We start from the raw sequence: 17,416 nt of genomic DNA, 5'->3' as shown, positions 1-17,416 counted from the left end.
GGAAAGGAATTAAAAACGTCCTCCAAATTAAAAACTTCCTACAGTATTTTAATAGCAACAAAGCCAGCCATGGAGGACGAAAAGTCTTCTTTGGCTGGCTTTGTTGTTTATACTGTAGGAGTGCAAATATACTAAAACAATTTATAATTTTTAATACTATGAAATACAATTATGTACAGGCTCCCTTGCCTTTTCAGGGACAAAAAAGAAGATTTTTAAAACCATTTAAAGAGGCTTTAAATGAGTTTCCGGCAGATGCTATTTATATTGATTTGTTTGGCGGTTCAGGCTTGTTGAGCCATACAGTAAAAGAATATTATCCGGATGCGAAAGTCGTTTATAACGATTTTGATAGCTATTCTAAACGTTTAGATAACGTCGATAAAACAAACGCTTTGCTCTCTGACATTCGTGTTATCTGTGCTAAATCGGAAACAAGAAAGGAACGTTTGCCGGATGATTTGCATTCAGAGATAGTAGATAGAATATCGAAAGAAGAAGGTTTTATTGATTGGGTCACTATCTCATCAAGTTTGCTTTTTTCAATGAATTATGTGACCAATTTTGAGCAGCTGAAGAAAGAAAAGTTTTATAACAAAGTGAGGCTTTCAAACTATCGTGTTGATGGCTATCTGGAAGGTGTAGATCGTGTGAAGAAAGATTACAGAGATTTGTTTGCTGAATACCGGAATCATCCTAATGTAGTGTTTCTTGTTGATCCGCCTTACTTATCTACTGATTGCACTACATATAGCCGTCCTGATTACTGGAAATTAGCTGACTATTTGAATGTTCTCAAGACGATTGAAGATACTTCTTATTTCTATTTTACGAGCAACAAAAGTCAGATTATAGAGCTTTGTGATTGGATGCAAACCCGTGGTTATTGTAGAAGTCCTTTCGATGGTGGTACAACCGTTACGGTGAATACTTCATTAACATACAATGCGAGTTATGAGGATATTATGATCCACCGTTATTTGTATTGATCAGATACAGAACCGAGTTCGTGGTATAATTGAGCTTTAGAGCAAATTAGATGCGTAAAATAGGATTTTACACCTGTTTTTGGATCAGTAAAAATTTCACTTTTCCATGTGATTTTAAAGTCCCATGAATCCCACTTGCGCATCTTCTTATAGAAAGGACTAAAATTACATAGCACCTCAAAGTGTTGCTTTGCTTTATCACCGTGAAATTGGACGATAACAGATTTATCATCAGGCTTTATTTCTTCCTTTATAGTTCCTCTTAATATCATAACACTAAATTAAAAAATGCGCTCGAAACGAGTGCATTTTTTTTGTGTTTTAACGTTGTTTAAATAGTCTTTAAAAGATGGTTAAATTGTGGCGATTTTTTCAACGTGATGTTGGCGTTCATAGCATGATTTTTTTATACTTTTGGTTTTGCCGATTATGGACGCTTCCGGAACGCATTTAAGATACAATTATCCGATCAACGGAAATGTACAGTTTAATTTGCCAACGACAGGATATAACAATGTTGTGGTGAAATTTTCTACAAGAAGATCGGGTTCGGGTGCAGGAAATCAAAATTGGTCTTACTCTTTAGACGGAACTACTTTTGTACCGTATCAAACGGTTACTTCACAAGACGCCAATCCACAATTGATCACATTTGACTTTTCGAATGTTACAGGAGTTTCAAATAACCCAAATTTCAAATTAAAAGTTGAGTTTGCTCAAGGTGGCGGCGGAGCTGTTGGAAATAACAGATTCGATAATTTTACAGTGGACGCAACTTCAGTTGGCGGAACTGATACTACTCCACCAACCGTTGCTTATTTGCCTGCAAACAACGTCAACAATGCTTCTACGACGGTAAACCCTACAATTACTTTTAATGAAAATGTAAGATTAATCGATAACTCTGCAATTACTTCTGCAAATGCACAAAGCTTAGTTGAATTACGTTTAGGAAACTCTACAGGAAATACAGTTCCATTTACGACAACGTTCGCAAATAATGTAATTACGGTAATTCCAACGGGAGGTTTAGTTCCGAATCAGGCTTATTATTTAGCTTTAAAACCAAATATGGTAGAAGATACAAGCGACAACGCAGTAACTACGGCAACTTCTAGTATTTTCACGACGGCAGGAACAAGTATTTCTTTAGATAAAACTTTAATTAAGGTTAATGAAAACGCAGGAACATTAGCATTTAAAATAAATGTGACCAATCCTTCCAATGCAACGGCGAATTTGGTTGTGAAACCTGCTTCTTTTAACACCGCAAACAGCAGTGATTTTACCTTTACAAGCCAAACAATCAACATCACGCCTTCTACAACAAGTGTAACGGTAAATATTCCGATTCTTGATGATACTTTGGAAGAACAGCAAGCAGAATATTTTGTTTTAAGTTTAGAAAATCCTGTAGGAACAACAATTACCGGAGACACTACTTCTACCGTTTATATTATCGATAATGATAAAGCGGCTCCCGTTCCTTCTAATCAGATTACATTAAATTACATCGGAAGTTTTGATCCTTCAGGAAATAATAACAGTTCAACAGAAATTGTAGTTCATGATCCTGCAACTCAGAAATTATTTACCATCAGTTCTTTAACGGATGTTTTTGATATTATTAATTTTTCTAATCCATTAGCTCCGTCAGTAATTAATACTGTAAACATGGCTCCTTATGGCGGAATTACAAGTATCGCCGTGAAAAACGGACTTGTTGCTGTAGCCTCTCCAAACGGAACCAACGCACAACAAAACGGATCGGTAGTCTTCTTTGATATCAACGGAAATTTCTTAAAACAAGTCACTGTAGGAGTTTTACCGGATATGATTACATTTACTCCGGACGGAACAAAAGTAATGACAGCAAATGAAGGCGAACCAAACGATGCTTATACGGTAGATCCTGAAGGTTCAATCAGTATTATTGATATATCGGGTGGAATTAATAATTTAAGCCAGTCGAACGTTACCACACGTGGTTTTACAGGTTACAACAGCCAGGAAGCAGCATTTATCAGTTCAGGCGGAAGAAAAGTAAAATCGACAAGCACTTTGGCGCAGGATCTTGAGCCTGAATATATTGCCATAAGCGCAGACAGCCAGAAAGCATGGGTTTCTTGTCAGGAAAACAACGGAATTATCGAAGTAAATCTTAGCAACAATACTTTAGGAAATATTTGGGGATTGGGTAAAAAAGACATGAATCTTCCAGGAAACGGCTTTGACGCTTCAGACAACAACGGCGAAATTCTTATCGCAAACTGGCCTGTAAAAGCGTATTACAATCCTGATGCAATGGCTTCTTTTAAAGTTGGAAACACCAATTATCTGGTTACCGCAAACGAAGGTGACGAAAAAGATTTAGGTGGATTCAGCGAAAGAACAACCGTTGGAGCGAATGGATATACTTTAGACTCAACCATTTTCCCGAATGCTTCTGTTTTAAAAGCTTCGCACAATTTAGGAAGATTCAGAGTGACCAATGTAAACGGAAACACAGACGGAGACGCAGATTTTGAAGAAATTCATGCTTTAGGAGCAAGATCATTCTCAATTTTCAATGCAGATACCAAACAAATCGTTTACGACAGTGGAGACAGATTTGAAAGATATATTGCAGCCAATCACCCTTTGATTTTCAATGCAGATAACGAAGCAAACGGAGCGAAAAACCGAAGCCGTGCAAAAGGTCCTGAACCGGAAGGTGTAACTTTAGGAACTATTGCCGGACAAACTTTTGCCTTCATCACTTTGGAAAGAACCGGAGGTGTGATGGTTTACAATGTAACAGATCCCAACAATGTCACTTTTGTAGATTACAAACACTCAAGATCAACTTCTGCATTTGGTGGAGACAACGGCCCGGAAGGAATTACGTACATTCCACCAGCAAATATGAATAATGGAAAAGGTTACGTAGTCGTTGCCAACGAAATCAGTGGAACTTTATCAATGTATGAAGTAATACCATCTTCAACATTATCGACAGGTGAAGTGAAAACAGAGAAAGCTAGCTTCAATATCTTCCCGAATCCTGTAAACAAAGGAAATACTCTTTACTTCAACAGAGCTCAAGGTTATGAGTTGTACGATATGAGCGGAAAACTTCTTGGAAAAGAGAAAAACGCATTAACTATCGATACTTCAAAGCTAAACACCGGAGTTTATTTAATTAAAACTTCAGAAGGTGAAGTGAAGAGATTCATCGTGAAATAATTTTTTTTACTTAATAATTTACTTTTGTAGCCTCGGAATTTTTCTGGGGCTTTTTGTTGGCCTAAATTTTATTATTTTTACATAAAGTTGCTAGTAAATACATGAACACTCTGGAAACAATCAAATTATTCGAAAAAGCATATAAAGATAATAATTATTGGAATCAAATTTTTCAACTCAGAAAATTTACTACTCAAGAGATGATTTCCGAATGTTTTCTTCTCATTGATTCTGACGATTTAAAATCCAAACAAATTGGAATTGATATTTTATCTCAGCTTGGGAGTAATAGAAAAAGTTTTATTCACAAAATGTTTGATAAAATCTTTTATTTTTTCGAAACATTTAATAACGAAAATTTAATTTTCACAAGTTTATTCGCTATAGGACACAATAATGAATATTTAAAAATAAAACATCTTAAAATTTTAGAAAAGTTTAAAAACTCAAAATCAACAGATGTGAGATATGCTTTAACCTTCTCTTTGCTTGGGGTAGAAAAAAAGATAGCAATTGATATGCTCATAGAATTGGCTCAGGATAAAAGTTCTAAAATTAGAGATTGATTGGGCAACTTTTGGCTTAGGGACACAGATAGAAACAGATAATGAAGAAATCAGAAATGTTTTATACAAAAATTCTTTATCAAATAATAATCAGATTAGACAGGAAGCAATAAAAGGTCTTGCAAATCGTAATGACGAAAGAGTTGAAAAAATAATATTTTCCGAGCTTCACAATGAAAATTTCTGCACTTTATTTTTTGACACTTTACTCAATATCAAAAACGGTGAGCAATATCTTCCACTCATTATAAATATTTATGAAAAATATAAACATGATCAAGACATTAATACTGAATGGTTATCCGATTTGAAAAACTGTATTAAAGTCTTACAGGAGTACAATTAAAAAAAATTAACTCTAAAAATAGTTATATGTTTGCATTTGATACACTCGAAGAGCCACAAATCATTTCTCTAATTGAAGATGTGAAAAATCTCGAAAGCAATAAAACCAATTTTGGTTTTCGCAAACTCAGGCTAATTAATGTTGAAAATCCAGCACAATTAAAATTAGAAATAGAAAAATCGATTGCCAGTTTTGACAACCAAGGTTCTATTTATCTTTAGATCAGAATAATTCGATTATTACAGGAACATTTATCAGTAATATTAAAATTTCAAAATCAGAGAAGAATAATCTCAGCTTGAGTGGATATGTTTGGCATCAACCAAAAGGTTACTATAAAGCATGGAAAATGAAGATGAATAACCAAATTAATGCTAAAAACATTTGGAAAAGTTTTGAAAACAATGAATTACAGGGTTGGTTAGTTTTTGCTTTAAACAATATGAATACTGAACCAATAAAAGAAAACTTAATAATAGAAATTGACGGAGATTATTTTAATAATCTTGATGAGTTTTTTTGTACGCTTGGTGAAGAAATCAATGGAGTTGCAGGATATTTTGGAAGAAACATTCTGGCTCTTTACGATTGTTTGAGAGGAGATTTTGGAGTTGAATCAATTAAAAAACTCACTTGGAAAAACCATCAGAAAAGCAAGAAACTTTTCAAATCTAAATTCAATGAAATACTGCAAACTTTTGAAGATTTTAATGTTGAAATAAACTTGCAGTAAGTTTTGGCTAAAGCCAAACGAATTTTCAAATTTTTGAACGGGCTAAAGCCCGCTCCTATTGATTTAGATAAAATTTAAGCTTAATCAGTAGGTGGATAATAACCTTGTCAAGGTTTGATGTTACATTTTTCACTAAAAACAAAAAAAGACAGACCTTCAAGATCTGTCTTCAAAAAATATATTGTCTTATTTTTTACTCTACATTTACTACCTTTTCAATTTCAGGAGCATGTTGTTTGATGCTGTTTTCTACACCTAATTTCAATGTTGAGAAATTAAGAGAACAGGCTGAACAGTTTCCTAAAAGCTTTACAAAAACAGTATTGTCTTTTACATCCAAAAGCTCAATATCACCGCCGTCTTTATTCAAAAACGGACGAATGCTTTCCAGAGCTTCCATTACTCGGGTTACAGTGTCTTCGTGTGTTGTATTTGTCTCCATATTTGGGTTTGGTTTTCAAAAATGTATTTGAAATTATTTTAATTATTTTTTTGGTGAGCAACCTGCCATTGTTGAAATTTTCACGGCTTCAGTTGGCGGAAGAAACTTATTTCTTTCTAGTAAGCTCTCTACCATTTTCTTCGCAGTTTCTGTATAAATCTCAGCGATTTTAGAACCTTCCTGCAAAGCTGCAGGTCTTCCTACATCTCCTGCTTCTCTAATACTCTGAATCAAAGGAATTTCTCCTAAAACAGGAATTCCTAAATCTTCGGCTAAATATTGCGCTCCTTGGTTTCCAAAGATATAATATTTATTGTCAGGTAATTCTTCCGGTGTAAAATACGCCATGTTTTCTATCAATCCAAGAACAGGAATGTTGATACTTTCCATATTAAACATCGCAATTCCTTTTCTAACGTCCGCCAAAGCAACGTGTTGAGGTGTACTTACGATCACGGCTCCAGTTACCGGAACTTCCTGAATAATAGACAAATGAATATCACCTGTTCCTGGAGGAAGGTCGATCAATAAGAAATCTAATTCTCCCCAAGCTGCATCTCTGATCATTTGGTTTAAAGCTTTAGAAGCCATTGGTCCTCTCCAAACTACCGCTTGATTTGCACCTGAAAAATATCCGATGGAAAGCATTTTCACACCGTAATTTTCGATAGGTTTCATTAAGCTTTTCCCGTTCACGTCAACAGAAATTGGCTTTTGACCTTCTGTATCAAACATCGTAGGAACAGATGGTCCGTAAATATCAGCATCTAAAATTCCTACTTTAAAACCCATTTTTGCTAAAGTTACCGCAAGGTTTGCAGAAACGGTAGACTTACCAACACCACCTTTTCCTGATGCGATGGCAATAATATTTTGAATTCCAGGGATTTGTTTTCCTTTGATCTGGCTTAGCTGAACTTCACTTGGTTCCGGAGAAACTATTTTCAGTTTAAGATTGATCTCTTCACCAAATTCACTTGCAAAAGCCTGCTTCATTGCGGCTTCAAGCTTTTTCTTTTCGTGCATTGCCGGCGAATGCGCTGTCATATCTATATAAACGTCATTCCCCATTACTTGAAAATTAGACACCAAGTCATCAACTTCAATTTCTTTAAGGAAATCCTGAATCTTTTCTTTAGTCAACATAAAAATATAAATTGAGCACAAATTTACGGAAATTTTAGCTATTTAGAATCAACAAAGAGTATGATAGATAAATTCTTTTGCAAACCTAATTTTTATGTATTTTAGGCACGATTTTAATTTTAAACCATGAAAAAAATATTATTCGTTCTTTTAGGATTAATTGCTCATAATTCATTTTCACAAAATTATTCGCAATATGTAAATCCTTTTATCGGAACGGGCGGTCACGGACATACTTTTCCGGGTGCAATTGTGCCTTTCGGAATGGTACAACTTTCTCCGGACACAAGAATAGACGGAAGTTGGGACGGCTGTAGCGGTTATCATTATTCAGATTCTGTAATCTACGGATTTTCTCATACCCACTTGAACGGAACTGGAGTTTCAGATTACGGAGACATTATGTTGATGCCAACAATGGGAAAACCGGGTTTAACTCCAAAAGAATATTCATCAAAATTTTCTCATAAGAACGAAAAAGCAACGGCTGGTTTTTATTCAGTTAAATTAGACAAAAACAACATCGATGTTCGTTTGACGACCACCACAAGAGTCGGTTATCACGAATATAAATTCAATAAAGCAGGAAATGCCAATATTATTTTAGATTTAAACCACAGAGATAAACTTCTAGATGGTGAAGTAAGAATTATCGACAGCAAAACGATTGAGGTTTTCAGAAGAAGTGAAGCTTGGGCAACCAACCAATATATTTATGCAAGAATTGAGTTTTCAAAACCGATGAAAGTTTCAGGTAAAAGCTTTAACGGTAAAAACGAAAACAATACTTTTTCTGGAACTAAATTAGCTTTAGCATTTACCTCAGCAGTTAAAAAAGGTGAAAAAATAAGTGTAAAAGTGGCGATTTCTCCGACTGGTTACGAAGGAGCAGCAAAAAATATGTTGGCTGAAGGAAAATCAAATAATTTCAGTGAAATTCAAAATCAAGCAGTTGCAGACTGGAATAAAGAACTTTCTAAAATTGAAGTAAAATCTGAAGATAAAAACAAACTAGCAATTTTCTACACTGCAATGTATCACGTTTTCACGCAACCGAATATCAATATGGATGTTGACGGAAAATACCGTGGAAGAGACAACAAGTTTTACACAGCAAATGATTTCGGATATTATTCTGTTTTCTCACTTTGGGATACTTTCAGAGGAGCGCATCCTTTGATGACATTAATTGACAAAAAGAGAACCGCAGATTTTGTAAATACTTTTATCAAACAGCGTGAACAAGGCGGAAGAATTCCGGTTTGGGAACTGGCTTCTAACGAAACCGAATGTATGATTGGATATCACGGAGTTTCTGTAATTGCTGATGCAATGGCGAAAGGAATCACCGGTTTTGATTATGAAAAAGCTTTTGAAGCTTCAAAAAATTCGGCGATGCAGGATATTTTTGGTTTAAATGCTTATAAACAGAAAAATTACATCAGCATTGATGATGAGCATGAAAGTGTTTCTAAAACGTTGGAATATGCTTATGACGATTGGTGTATCGCTCAAATGGCGAAAATTTTAAACAAAAAAGAAGATTACGAATATTTCATGAAACGTTCTCAGAATTGGAAAAATCTTTACAATCCAAAGAATGGTTTTATGCAGGCAAGAAAAAACGGAAACTGGTACGAACCTTTTGATCCGAGTGAAGTCAACAACAATTACACAGAAGGAAATTCTTGGCATTATTCATATTTCGTTCCGCAGGATATTCCGGGATTGATTCAAGCTCATAGTGGAAAAGAAAAATTTGAACAGTTTATTGATGCTATTTTCTCAGCTTTAGACAAAACAACAGGTAGAGAACAGGTAGATATTACCGGATTGATTGGACAATACGCACAAGGAAACGAGCCGAGTCATCACATCGCTTATCTTTATAATTTCGTTGATAAACCTCAGAAAACAGAAGAAAAAATCAAATTTATTCTTGATAATTTCTACAAAAACACTCCAGATGGATTGATTGGAAATGAAGATTGCGGACAAATGAGCGCATGGTTTATTTTAAGCTCGATGGGAATTTATTCTGTAACTCCTGGAAAACCTGAATGGGAAACGGTAACGCCATATTTTGATGAGGTAAAATTACATTTAGAAGACGGATCTACAAGAATCATCACTAAAAACACTCCGAAAAGTGAACTTAAAAAACTAGGTTTTGAAAATATAAAACCTGTTAAAGACATGAAATATGCAGAACAGACTGCTTCACCTGTTATCAGTGGAGACCGTCTTTTTGAGTTTACCACTCAGGTAAAAATCACTCCGCTGAATGAGAAAGATAAAGTATATTATATGACTTTGAATGAAAGTGATGCCAACGTAAGAAAAACTTTTAAAGTGTATAAAGAACCGTTCACCATCAACAAAACAACACAGGTTTCCACGTATGCTGAAAGAAATGGTGAGAAAAGCGGAATTACCACAGCCAACTTCAACAGAAGGCCTAATCATTGGGATGTAGCGATCAATGCAACCGTAAATCCACAATATACAGCAGGAGGAAAATTGGCAATCATCGACGGAATCAACGGAGATGTCAACTGGAGAAAAGGTGAATGGCAAGGTTACCAAGGTCAAACTGTAGAAGCAATTATTGATTTTAAATCTCCACAGCAGATCAATGAAATTTCTTCAACGTATTTACAAGACAGCAGAGCTTGGATCTTAATGCCTAAAAAAGTAGAATACTACGCTTCAATGGATGGCAAAACCTTCATCCTTCTGAAAACTTTAGAAAATAATATTGATCCTAAAGACACCAATGTTCAGGTAAAAGATTTCAAAACTACTGTTCTTCCAACTGAAGCAAGATATGTAAAAGTAAAAGCGTATCACTTCGGCAAGCTTCCGGAATGGCATCAAGGTGCAGGTGGAGAAGCTTATGTTTTTGTGGATGAGATTTCCGTGAAATAAGAATTTTAAACTTAAAATAATGAAACCTCTTTCAATTGGAAAGAGGTTTTTGTTTTAGTTGTTATGACTTTTCTAAATCTTCAACTTCTTCATGAATAAAAAACTTAAAGTCCCTTTTTATAACAGAATGTTTTTCATCAATCTGATATAACAATTTTACTTTTTTAGAATCTCCATAATTTTCATCCCTAATTGCAAGCTTATTTGAAACAATTACATTTCCTATTTTGTTTTTATCAAGTGTGATGAGTGAGTCTTTTATTTCATAATTTCCTCTTGTAATATCTGCTCCAATTCCGGCATGATCTACAAATTTATATGTTCCGTCTTCCCTAAATTCAAACCAAGCACCATTATAACCTCCATCATAACTTGCCTGAATTACGACAGAAGAACTATCTCTCAAGCACAGTATCAGAGCATTTATTCCGAAAGAGATTAAGATCAAAAAACCAATTACAGAAGGAATATAGCTTTTAAATGATTTCGAAATCTTATATTTTTTGAAATCTTTGTTAATGCTAAAACCAAGAAAAATTAAAAATAATAAAAGCAGAAATCCATAAATAAACTCTTGAAATACCATTTCTGTATCTGCATTTTGGATTCTCCATAGATTATAATAAAATCCAATAATTATCATTGGAATCAGAAGCCAATTTCGTTTAATCATCTATGTTTATTTTAATTTATTCTTTCTGACCAATTCAATTCCTCTGGCAATTCTTTATCAGAAAACTCAATATGAATCACTCTCCTTTTCTTTCCATTTGTAGTACGGTTGGAACCGTGAAGAAGCAAAGGTTTCATAATCATAATTCCTCCTTTTTCTACGCTGCAGATATTTTCTGTTTCTACATTCCAGTCGATTGTTTCGGGTCTGTAAATTCCTTTTGAATGGGATTTCGGAACAATTTTTAATGCACCATTATTTTCATCAGTATCATCTAAATGAATTCTTATCGTGAAAATATTTTCAAGAATATCTAAAGGTGGTTGTACGGCAAACTGATTCTGTTTGGTCGTCCAAGGTCCGAAATTTTCCAATTGAATTTTCTTGTCAACAGAAATCGTCAAATCCTGATGGTAGGCAACATACCAGTTTGATTTTTCAGGTTTATCGAAATAAATGCTTTTTACAGTAAAATACTTTTCACCGAAAATTTCTTTAATGATTTCTTTTAAATTTTTATTAAAAATTAAATCTTTCACATCGGGAACTTCTTTTAAAAATTGTCTGATTGCAAAGAGGTCTTCCGATTTTCTGAATGTTTCTTTTGAAGTATCGATATTTTGAATAACTTCGCTTATTTTTTCAATTTCATCTTCTGAAAAAATATTGTTGATGACTGTGAAGCCGTTTTCTATAATTGAGTTTTTATGATTTTGGAAATTCATTTGATCTGTTTTTTTTCGAATCTATTTTAAACGCAAAGATCGCAAAGATTTTTTTTAAATGTTTGAAAATATTTTTCGTTCGCAAAGGCGTTCCACTAAGCAAAGGAATATTATATTTATTATTTCGGAGAAATCTTAATTATAATATTAGAAAAAATGAAAAGATTCTTTCCTCGATTCTTTCAGAATGACAAACTTTGAAGATACTTCAAATAGACAACTGCTCTCATAGCCCCGATTGGAATGACATCCTTTTGGGTTGCGGGTGGAGCGAAGCGGAACCCGTAACCCAAAAGATATAATGGAAAGCGGGATAAAGCTTCAAATAAAAAAAGGCCGATAATGAATTTTTAATCTTCATTATTGACCATTTTTTATTTTATCTAAATTAACATTCTACATATCTCCGCCATGGTTTTCGAGCTGACCTTCCCACTTTGAAACGGCAGAAGTTGCTAAAGCATTTCCTAACACATTGGTCATACTTCTCGCCATATCGCAGAAGTGATCGATAGGAAGAATTAAAGCAATTCCTTCCGGTGGAATTCCAAACATCGAGCAAGTCGCAACGATAATTACCAAAGATGCTCTCGGAACTCCTGCAATTCCTTTTGACGTTAACATCAACACCAAAAGCATTGTTATTTGTTGCCCGATAGACATTTCAATTCCGTAAATCTGAGCGATAAAAATCGATGCAAAAGTCATGTACATCATACTTCCATCCAAATTAAACGAATATCCTAAAGGTAAGATAAACGACACTACTCTATTATTACAGCCAAATCTTTCTAATTCTTCAACCAATTTAGGGAAAACAGCTTCCGAACTTGTTGTAGAAAAAGCAATCAGCAAAGGTGATTTAATTCTTTTTAATAGATCAAAAAGACGGTTTCCTAAAATTAAATATCCTACAATCAATAAAACAAGCCAAAGAACGGCAATAGCAAAGAAAAAGTCTCTCAGATAAATGGCATATACCTTAAATATTTCAAAACCATTGGTCGCGACAACAGCTGCAATTGCCCCTAAAACACCGAGTGGTGCAAACCACATGATGTAACCCACCATTTTTAGAATCGCATGAGCAACCACATCAAATAATTTAATAACAGGTTGTGCATATTCGTCTCCCAAATTAGCTAAAGCTACCCCAAACATAATTGAGAAAACTACAATCTGAAGTACTTCGTTTGTTGCAAAAGCTTCAAAAATACTTTTAGGAACAACGTGCTTTACAAAATCTTCCATAGAAAACCCTTTGCTCGATTTTAAAAGCTCTTCTGCAGAAGCAGTATCCTGTATCGGAAGTTTGGTTACATGTCCCGGTTCAAGCCAGTTTACCAAAATCAAACCTATGAAAAGAGAAACAAGAGATGCAGAAATAAACCAAAGCATCGCTTTAGATCCTACTCTACCAATCATTTTAATATCGCTCATTTTGGCAATTCCCACCACCAAAGTCGTGAAAACCAAAGGTGCAATAATCATCTGAACCAGTCTGATGAAAATAGTTCCAAGGAGTTTTATATTTTTCGAAAACGGTTCTGCGCTTGCAGGATATTGTAAATGAACCAAGCCTCCAATTACTACACCTAAAATAAGTGCAATGATGATGGCAAAAAATAGTTTGTTTTGTCCTTTCATATTTATTATCAATTGCCACAAATATAATAGTTTTAAAATTGTGGTTAAAAGTTTGTTAAGAAGCATTATAATTTCATCATTCAAAAAAAAAATTAAACCTCAGATTATGAAAAACTTAAAACAAAATTTTTTTGAGAATTATTATTTTTTTAGATAATTGGTATAGATTTTATTATTACATTTGAGTCTAACGAAAACATTAAATTATCTTAATTATGAAAAAAACAATCACAATGTCTGCTTTAGCTTTGGCAGTATCATTTGGAGCTATTTCGTGTAAAAAGAAAGTTTCTGACGCTGATCTTCAGACTCAGGCAACAACTGTTGTAGCAGCAAGTCCTACTGCAACTATTGAAGTAAAAGAAGGAGTTGCCCATCTTGGCGGAACCTTTGCAACTCAGGCTGAAAAAGATGCGGCTATAAAATCTCTGAAAGAAATAAAAGGAGTAAAAGATGTACATGATATGGCAACTGTAGAATCAGTTCCACCTCCACCACCACCTGTAGAAACTGCTTCAGCTGTAGATCCTATGGTTCAGAAAAAAGTACAGGATGCTGTAAAAGATTTCCCTACTGTAAAGGTAGAAGTTGTAAACGGAGAATTAACGCTTACAGGAAACGTATCTTCTGTTCAGGCTAGAAAAATTAAAGAATCTGTGGATGCTTTAAAAGTTGGAAAATATAACAATAACTTAGTTGTAAAATAATTAAAGATGAGCACATTACAAGATAAATATTCAAGTGTAGTTTCTGCGGCTCAGTCTGCAGGAGTTTCAAATTTACAGGTTCAGGAGCAGGACGGAATTCTTTATGTTTCCGGAAATGCATCAAACACCGCTGCAAAAGATGCAGTTTGGAATGCTTTAGGAGCAATTGATTCTACGTATTCTGCTTCAGATATTAATATCGACGTGCAGGTTGCAGGTCTTGCTGCAGGTGCAAATCTTACGGTTGCTACCGAAGAATCTAATCTGAACATCAGACAAGAGCCTTCTACTGAAGCTGCAGTTGTAGGAAAAGCAGCTAAAGGAGCTTCTGTAACTTTAGTAGAGCAAACTTCAGACGATTGGTGGAAAGTAAAAACTGCCGATGGACAGGAAGGTTATGCTTATTCAAGATATTTGAAAGCTTAATTTTAAGAATTAACTCACTTTAACTATAAACATCCCATTAAAGGGATGTTTTTTTATTACTTTTGCGCCATAAAAATCAATAAATGGAGAAAAAGTTTTGGTTACTGCTCTTTGTAATCAGCAATTTGTTATTAAATGCGCAAAAATTAAGCATAGACGGAAAAGTTTTAAACTTTGAAAAAAAACCAATTGAAAATGTCACCGTTTATTTATTGAAACAAAAAGATTCCTCCATTGTCAATTACACACCAACCAACAGCGAAGGAAAATTCTCTCTAAAAACTGATGAGCTCTCCGAATCAACTATTCTAAAAATTGATGCTGAAAGATATATAACGTACTCAAAAAGTTTTGATGTTATTAAACAATCGGTTTCACTGGGAGAAATTGAACTGGAGAAAAACTCTGTTCAAAATATTGAAGAAGTAACAATTTCAGCTTCGCCTGTTAAAATTAAAAAAGATACGATCGAGTTTAATGCTTCGGCAATAAAAGTAAGACCAGACAGTAAAATTGAAGAACTTTTAAAACAGATTCCGGGTGTTGAAATAAGCAACGACGGAAAAATTACCGTTAACGGAAAAGAAGTCGACCAGATTATGATGAACGGAAAACCATTTTTTGACAAAGACGGGAAAATAGCTTTACAAAATCTTCCGGCAGATATTATTAAAAATATTCAGTTTACCACTACAAAAACCAAAGAAGAGGAATTGAGTGGCAAAGCTCCGAAATCCAAGAATACCACCATCAATTTTACTATCGACGAAAAGAAAAACAAAGGTTTACTATCGCGTTTAACCGTTGGTTATGGCTCTGATGAGCGCTATGAAGGCAGCTTACTTTTAAGTTATTTTAAAAAAGATTCAAAGATCAGTCTTTTGACTTCCTCAAACAATATCAATTCTCAGGGATTTTCTAATGATGAGGTTTTCGACAGCATGGGACACGGAAGAAATTCATGGCTCATGCAGGGTGGATCTGTAATTAGTGACGGTGGAAATACCTATTACACACAAGGCGGAAACAATACCAAAGGAATTCAGCGCAGTACGACAATAGGATTTAATTACAGTGATAAATTCGACAAAAAAACAGATTTGGAATCTTTGAGTGTAATGCATATCGATAATAATCTCGAAACAAGATCAAGAGTTTTCAGAACCACTTTATTACCAGAATTTACTTTAAAAACCAACACAGAAAGCAACGGAGAAAATGATAGCCAACAGTATAGTTTTGCTACTTCAGCAAGAATAAAAATAGATTCTCTTACCAACATTTATTTCTCACCCAACTTTTCACGAACAGAAGGTTTTAATTTCAGCAATTCAAAATCATCTACTCTAAAAAATGATTTACTTCTGAATGAAAGCGAATCTTTTACAAGTTCTAAAACGGAGAACAATAATTTCTCGCCCAACCTTTATTTCTCAAGGAAATTTAAAAAGAAAGGCCGTGTTTGGTCAGCTAATATCAACACTACGATCTCAGAATCTAAAAGGGAAAATACCAATAATTCACAAACTATTTTCTACCAAACCACAGATCCAAATGATATAAGAAATCAAGTTTCCAAGACAAAAAACCAAACCAACAGATACCGTTTTACAACAGCCTATTCTGAGCCTTTATCCGATTCATCAAATGTAACTGTGAATTTAACTTACGAAAATAAATTAACCAGAAATTTAAGAGATGTCAATGATTTTGATTTGAGTAACGGCCAATATTCTGACTATAATGATGCTTTATCGAATACGATGAGCCAAAAAAACAGCCAATTTAAACCTGAAATATCTTATGAACTCAATAAAAAGAAAATCAATTTTTGGGCATCGGCCAATTTGGATATTACAGATATGAATGTGAATTCGTTTTTCAACAGTCAGCGATACAACTTTCAAAACAACTTTACTTTGCCCGGCTATAGTTTAAATCTTCAATATCAGTTTTCAGAGAATAAAAGTCTGAGTATTTACAATAGTGCAGAGTTTTCAATTCCTACTGCAGAACAGCTCACTCCGTTCACAGACAATATGAATCCTTTGATTACTTACAAAGGAAATCCAGATTTGAAAAACAGGTGGCAAAACTCATCTTATATCTATTACAGCAATTATAATATCTTGAAAAACATGAACTATTATATGAGCTTAAGTTTCAACTACTATAATAATGATGTGACCAACTATTCTTACTATGACGATTCTGGAAAGCAGTTTTCTACCTACGTCAATATAAGTGGAAACAAATATGTAAACCTTGGTGGTGGCTTTTCTAAAACATTCAAATGGAAGCAGAATAAACTTATTTTAAACCCTAGATTTAATATGAATTATGGCTACAACAGAGGTTTTATCAACACACAGCAGTTTACCAGTGAAACATACAGCATTAACCCGGGTTTTAATCTGACGTATGAATTGAAAGAAAAATTCACCATCAAACCCTCATATTCATTAGGCTATAATTTCTCCGAATACAGCAATTACAGTGTTGGAAATGTGAAAACAAGCAATCAGATCCTTAAAATGGAATTGACCAATTATATTTTTAAAACTAAACTTGTCTTCGGAAATGATTTTGAATACAATACCACTTCAAACATTGCTCCCGGTTTCAAAAGAGACTTCTACTTCTGGAATACAAGTTTGGGATATTCATTTTTCAACAAGCAGTTAACCGCTAAAGTGAAAGTATATGATGTTCTTAATCAAAACCAAAGTGTAAGACGTACCATTACCAACACGTACTTTGAAGACAGAGAAGATTTAATTCTAAAACGTTATGTCATGTTTTCTTTAACCATGAAACTCAACAAATTTGCAGGAAAGAAAGCTGACGTAAAATAAAACCAACG

Annotated in this window: 15 protein-coding genes; 9 read left to right on the top strand and 6 right to left on the bottom strand. The window is 34.2% G+C overall.

Annotation, left to right across the window (positions count from 1 at the left end; all coding sequences use genetic code 11):
• Positions 1-158 precede the first annotated feature (158 nt).
• Positions 159-989, top strand: a complete 831-nt coding sequence (locus tag FDY99_RS16985; protein WP_139420999.1) for a glycoside hydrolase family protein — start codon at positions 159-161, stop codon at positions 987-989.
• Here the strand turns inward: FDY99_RS16985 and FDY99_RS16980 are convergent.
• Positions 977-1,261 carry a hypothetical protein gene (locus tag FDY99_RS16980; protein ID WP_139421001.1) on the bottom strand — a complete coding sequence of 95 codons (285 nt, stop codon included), beginning with the start codon at positions 1,259-1,261 and terminating at the stop codon, positions 977-979. The two genes, FDY99_RS16985 and FDY99_RS16980, sit on opposite strands and share 13 nt — an antisense overlap.
• A gap of 157 nt (positions 1,262-1,418) precedes the next feature.
• Here FDY99_RS16980 and FDY99_RS16975 point away from each other — a divergent pair, with 157 nt between their 5' ends.
• The 4 genes from FDY99_RS16975 (at position 1,419) to FDY99_RS16960 (ending at position 5,859) form a co-directional block, all read left to right on the top strand.
• Positions 1,419-4,214: a choice-of-anchor I family protein gene (locus tag FDY99_RS16975; protein WP_139423844.1), complete on the top strand. Its 2,796-nt coding sequence runs from the start codon at positions 1,419-1,421 to the stop codon at positions 4,212-4,214.
• 101 nt (positions 4,215-4,315) lie between these two features.
• On the top strand, positions 4,316-4,780 hold the full coding sequence (locus FDY99_RS16970) for a hypothetical protein (RefSeq protein ID WP_139422964.1): 465 nt from the start codon (positions 4,316-4,318) through the stop codon (positions 4,778-4,780).
• A 372-nt stretch (positions 4,781-5,152) separates the two neighbouring features.
• The gene (locus FDY99_RS16965) at positions 5,153-5,347 is read left to right on the top strand and encodes a hypothetical protein (protein WP_139422963.1); all 195 of its coding nucleotides are present in this window, start codon (positions 5,153-5,155) and stop codon (positions 5,345-5,347) included.
• A gap of 128 nt (positions 5,348-5,475) precedes the next feature.
• A complete protein-coding gene (locus tag FDY99_RS16960; RefSeq protein WP_139422962.1) occupies positions 5,476-5,859 on the top strand; it encodes a barstar family protein in 384 nt (127 codons plus the stop codon).
• A 193-nt stretch (positions 5,860-6,052) separates the two neighbouring features.
• Here FDY99_RS16960 and FDY99_RS16955 read toward each other — a convergent pair whose 3' ends face one another.
• A complete protein-coding gene (locus tag FDY99_RS16955; protein WP_074229552.1) occupies positions 6,053-6,301 on the bottom strand; it encodes a NifU family protein in 249 nt (82 codons plus the stop codon).
• 42 nt (positions 6,302-6,343) lie between these two features.
• Positions 6,344-7,447: an Mrp/NBP35 family ATP-binding protein gene (locus FDY99_RS16950; RefSeq protein WP_102981330.1), complete on the bottom strand. Its 1,104-nt coding sequence runs from the start codon at positions 7,445-7,447 to the stop codon at positions 6,344-6,346.
• Positions 7,448-7,573: 126 nt separating this feature from the next.
• Between FDY99_RS16950 and FDY99_RS16945 the strand changes: the two genes are divergently transcribed.
• Positions 7,574-10,375 (top strand): GH92 family glycosyl hydrolase, encoded by a 2,802-nt coding sequence (locus FDY99_RS16945; RefSeq protein WP_139422961.1) that lies wholly within the window; start codon positions 7,574-7,576, stop codon positions 10,373-10,375.
• Positions 10,376-10,436: 61 nt separating this feature from the next.
• Here FDY99_RS16945 and FDY99_RS16940 read toward each other — a convergent pair whose 3' ends face one another.
• The 3 genes from FDY99_RS16940 to FDY99_RS16930 form a co-directional block, all read right to left on the bottom strand.
• Positions 10,437-11,018 (bottom strand): hypothetical protein, encoded by a 582-nt coding sequence (locus FDY99_RS16940; RefSeq protein ID WP_139422960.1) that lies wholly within the window; start codon positions 11,016-11,018, stop codon positions 10,437-10,439.
• 41 nt (positions 11,019-11,059) lie between these two features.
• Positions 11,060-11,773: a phytanoyl-CoA dioxygenase family protein gene (locus FDY99_RS16935; protein ID WP_139422959.1), complete on the bottom strand. Its 714-nt coding sequence runs from the start codon at positions 11,771-11,773 to the stop codon at positions 11,060-11,062.
• A 396-nt stretch (positions 11,774-12,169) separates the two neighbouring features.
• On the bottom strand, positions 12,170-13,420 hold the full coding sequence (locus tag FDY99_RS16930; RefSeq protein ID WP_139422958.1) for a dicarboxylate/amino acid:cation symporter: 1,251 nt from the start codon (positions 13,418-13,420) through the stop codon (positions 12,170-12,172).
• Between the two features lie 215 nt (positions 13,421-13,635).
• Here FDY99_RS16930 and FDY99_RS16925 point away from each other — a divergent pair, with 215 nt between their 5' ends.
• The 3 genes from FDY99_RS16925 (at position 13,636) to FDY99_RS16915 (ending at position 17,408) form a co-directional block, all read left to right on the top strand.
• A complete protein-coding gene (locus FDY99_RS16925; protein ID WP_139422957.1) occupies positions 13,636-14,127 on the top strand; it encodes a BON domain-containing protein in 492 nt (163 codons plus the stop codon).
• 6 nt (positions 14,128-14,133) lie between these two features.
• On the top strand, positions 14,134-14,553 hold the full coding sequence (locus tag FDY99_RS16920) for an SH3 domain-containing protein (protein ID WP_066679244.1): 420 nt from the start codon (positions 14,134-14,136) through the stop codon (positions 14,551-14,553).
• Between the two features lie 83 nt (positions 14,554-14,636).
• Entirely contained in the window at positions 14,637-17,408 is a 2,772-nt protein-coding gene (locus tag FDY99_RS16915; protein ID WP_139422956.1) for an outer membrane beta-barrel protein, read from the top strand.
• Positions 17,409-17,416 lie beyond the last annotated feature (8 nt).

This window comes from Chryseobacterium mulctrae, assembly GCF_006175945.1.
Lineage (GTDB): Bacteria > Bacteroidota > Bacteroidia > Flavobacteriales > Weeksellaceae > Chryseobacterium > Chryseobacterium mulctrae.
This window is presented reverse-complemented; position numbering and strand designations above follow the sequence as displayed.

Excerpts from the sequence above, each read along its gene's own strand:
- FDY99_RS16985 (WP_139420999.1), top strand. The coding sequence starts at position 159 with ATGAAATACAATTATGTACAGGCTCCCTTGCCTTTTCAGGGACAAAAA.
- FDY99_RS16980 (WP_139421001.1), bottom strand. The coding sequence starts at position 1,261 with ATGATATTAAGAGGAACTATAAAGGAAGAAATAAAGCCTGATGATAAA.
- FDY99_RS16975 (WP_139423844.1), top strand. The coding sequence starts at position 1,419 with ATGGACGCTTCCGGAACGCATTTAAGATACAATTATCCGATCAACGGA.
- FDY99_RS16970 (WP_139422964.1), top strand. The coding sequence starts at position 4,316 with ATGAACACTCTGGAAACAATCAAATTATTCGAAAAAGCATATAAAGAT.
- FDY99_RS16965 (WP_139422963.1), top strand. The coding sequence starts at position 5,153 with ATGTTTGCATTTGATACACTCGAAGAGCCACAAATCATTTCTCTAATT.
- FDY99_RS16960 (WP_139422962.1), top strand. The coding sequence starts at position 5,476 with ATGAAGATGAATAACCAAATTAATGCTAAAAACATTTGGAAAAGTTTT.
- FDY99_RS16955 (WP_074229552.1), bottom strand. The coding sequence starts at position 6,301 with ATGGAGACAAATACAACACACGAAGACACTGTAACCCGAGTAATGGAA.
- FDY99_RS16950 (WP_102981330.1), bottom strand. The coding sequence starts at position 7,447 with ATGTTGACTAAAGAAAAGATTCAGGATTTCCTTAAAGAAATTGAAGTT.
- FDY99_RS16945 (WP_139422961.1), top strand. The coding sequence starts at position 7,574 with ATGAAAAAAATATTATTCGTTCTTTTAGGATTAATTGCTCATAATTCA.
- FDY99_RS16940 (WP_139422960.1), bottom strand. The coding sequence starts at position 11,018 with ATGATAATTATTGGATTTTATTATAATCTATGGAGAATCCAAAATGCA.
- FDY99_RS16935 (WP_139422959.1), bottom strand. The coding sequence starts at position 11,773 with ATGAATTTCCAAAATCATAAAAACTCAATTATAGAAAACGGCTTCACA.
- FDY99_RS16930 (WP_139422958.1), bottom strand. The coding sequence starts at position 13,420 with ATGAAAGGACAAAACAAACTATTTTTTGCCATCATCATTGCACTTATT.
- FDY99_RS16925 (WP_139422957.1), top strand. The coding sequence starts at position 13,636 with ATGAAAAAAACAATCACAATGTCTGCTTTAGCTTTGGCAGTATCATTT.
- FDY99_RS16920 (WP_066679244.1), top strand. The coding sequence starts at position 14,134 with ATGAGCACATTACAAGATAAATATTCAAGTGTAGTTTCTGCGGCTCAG.
- FDY99_RS16915 (WP_139422956.1), top strand. The coding sequence starts at position 14,637 with ATGGAGAAAAAGTTTTGGTTACTGCTCTTTGTAATCAGCAATTTGTTA.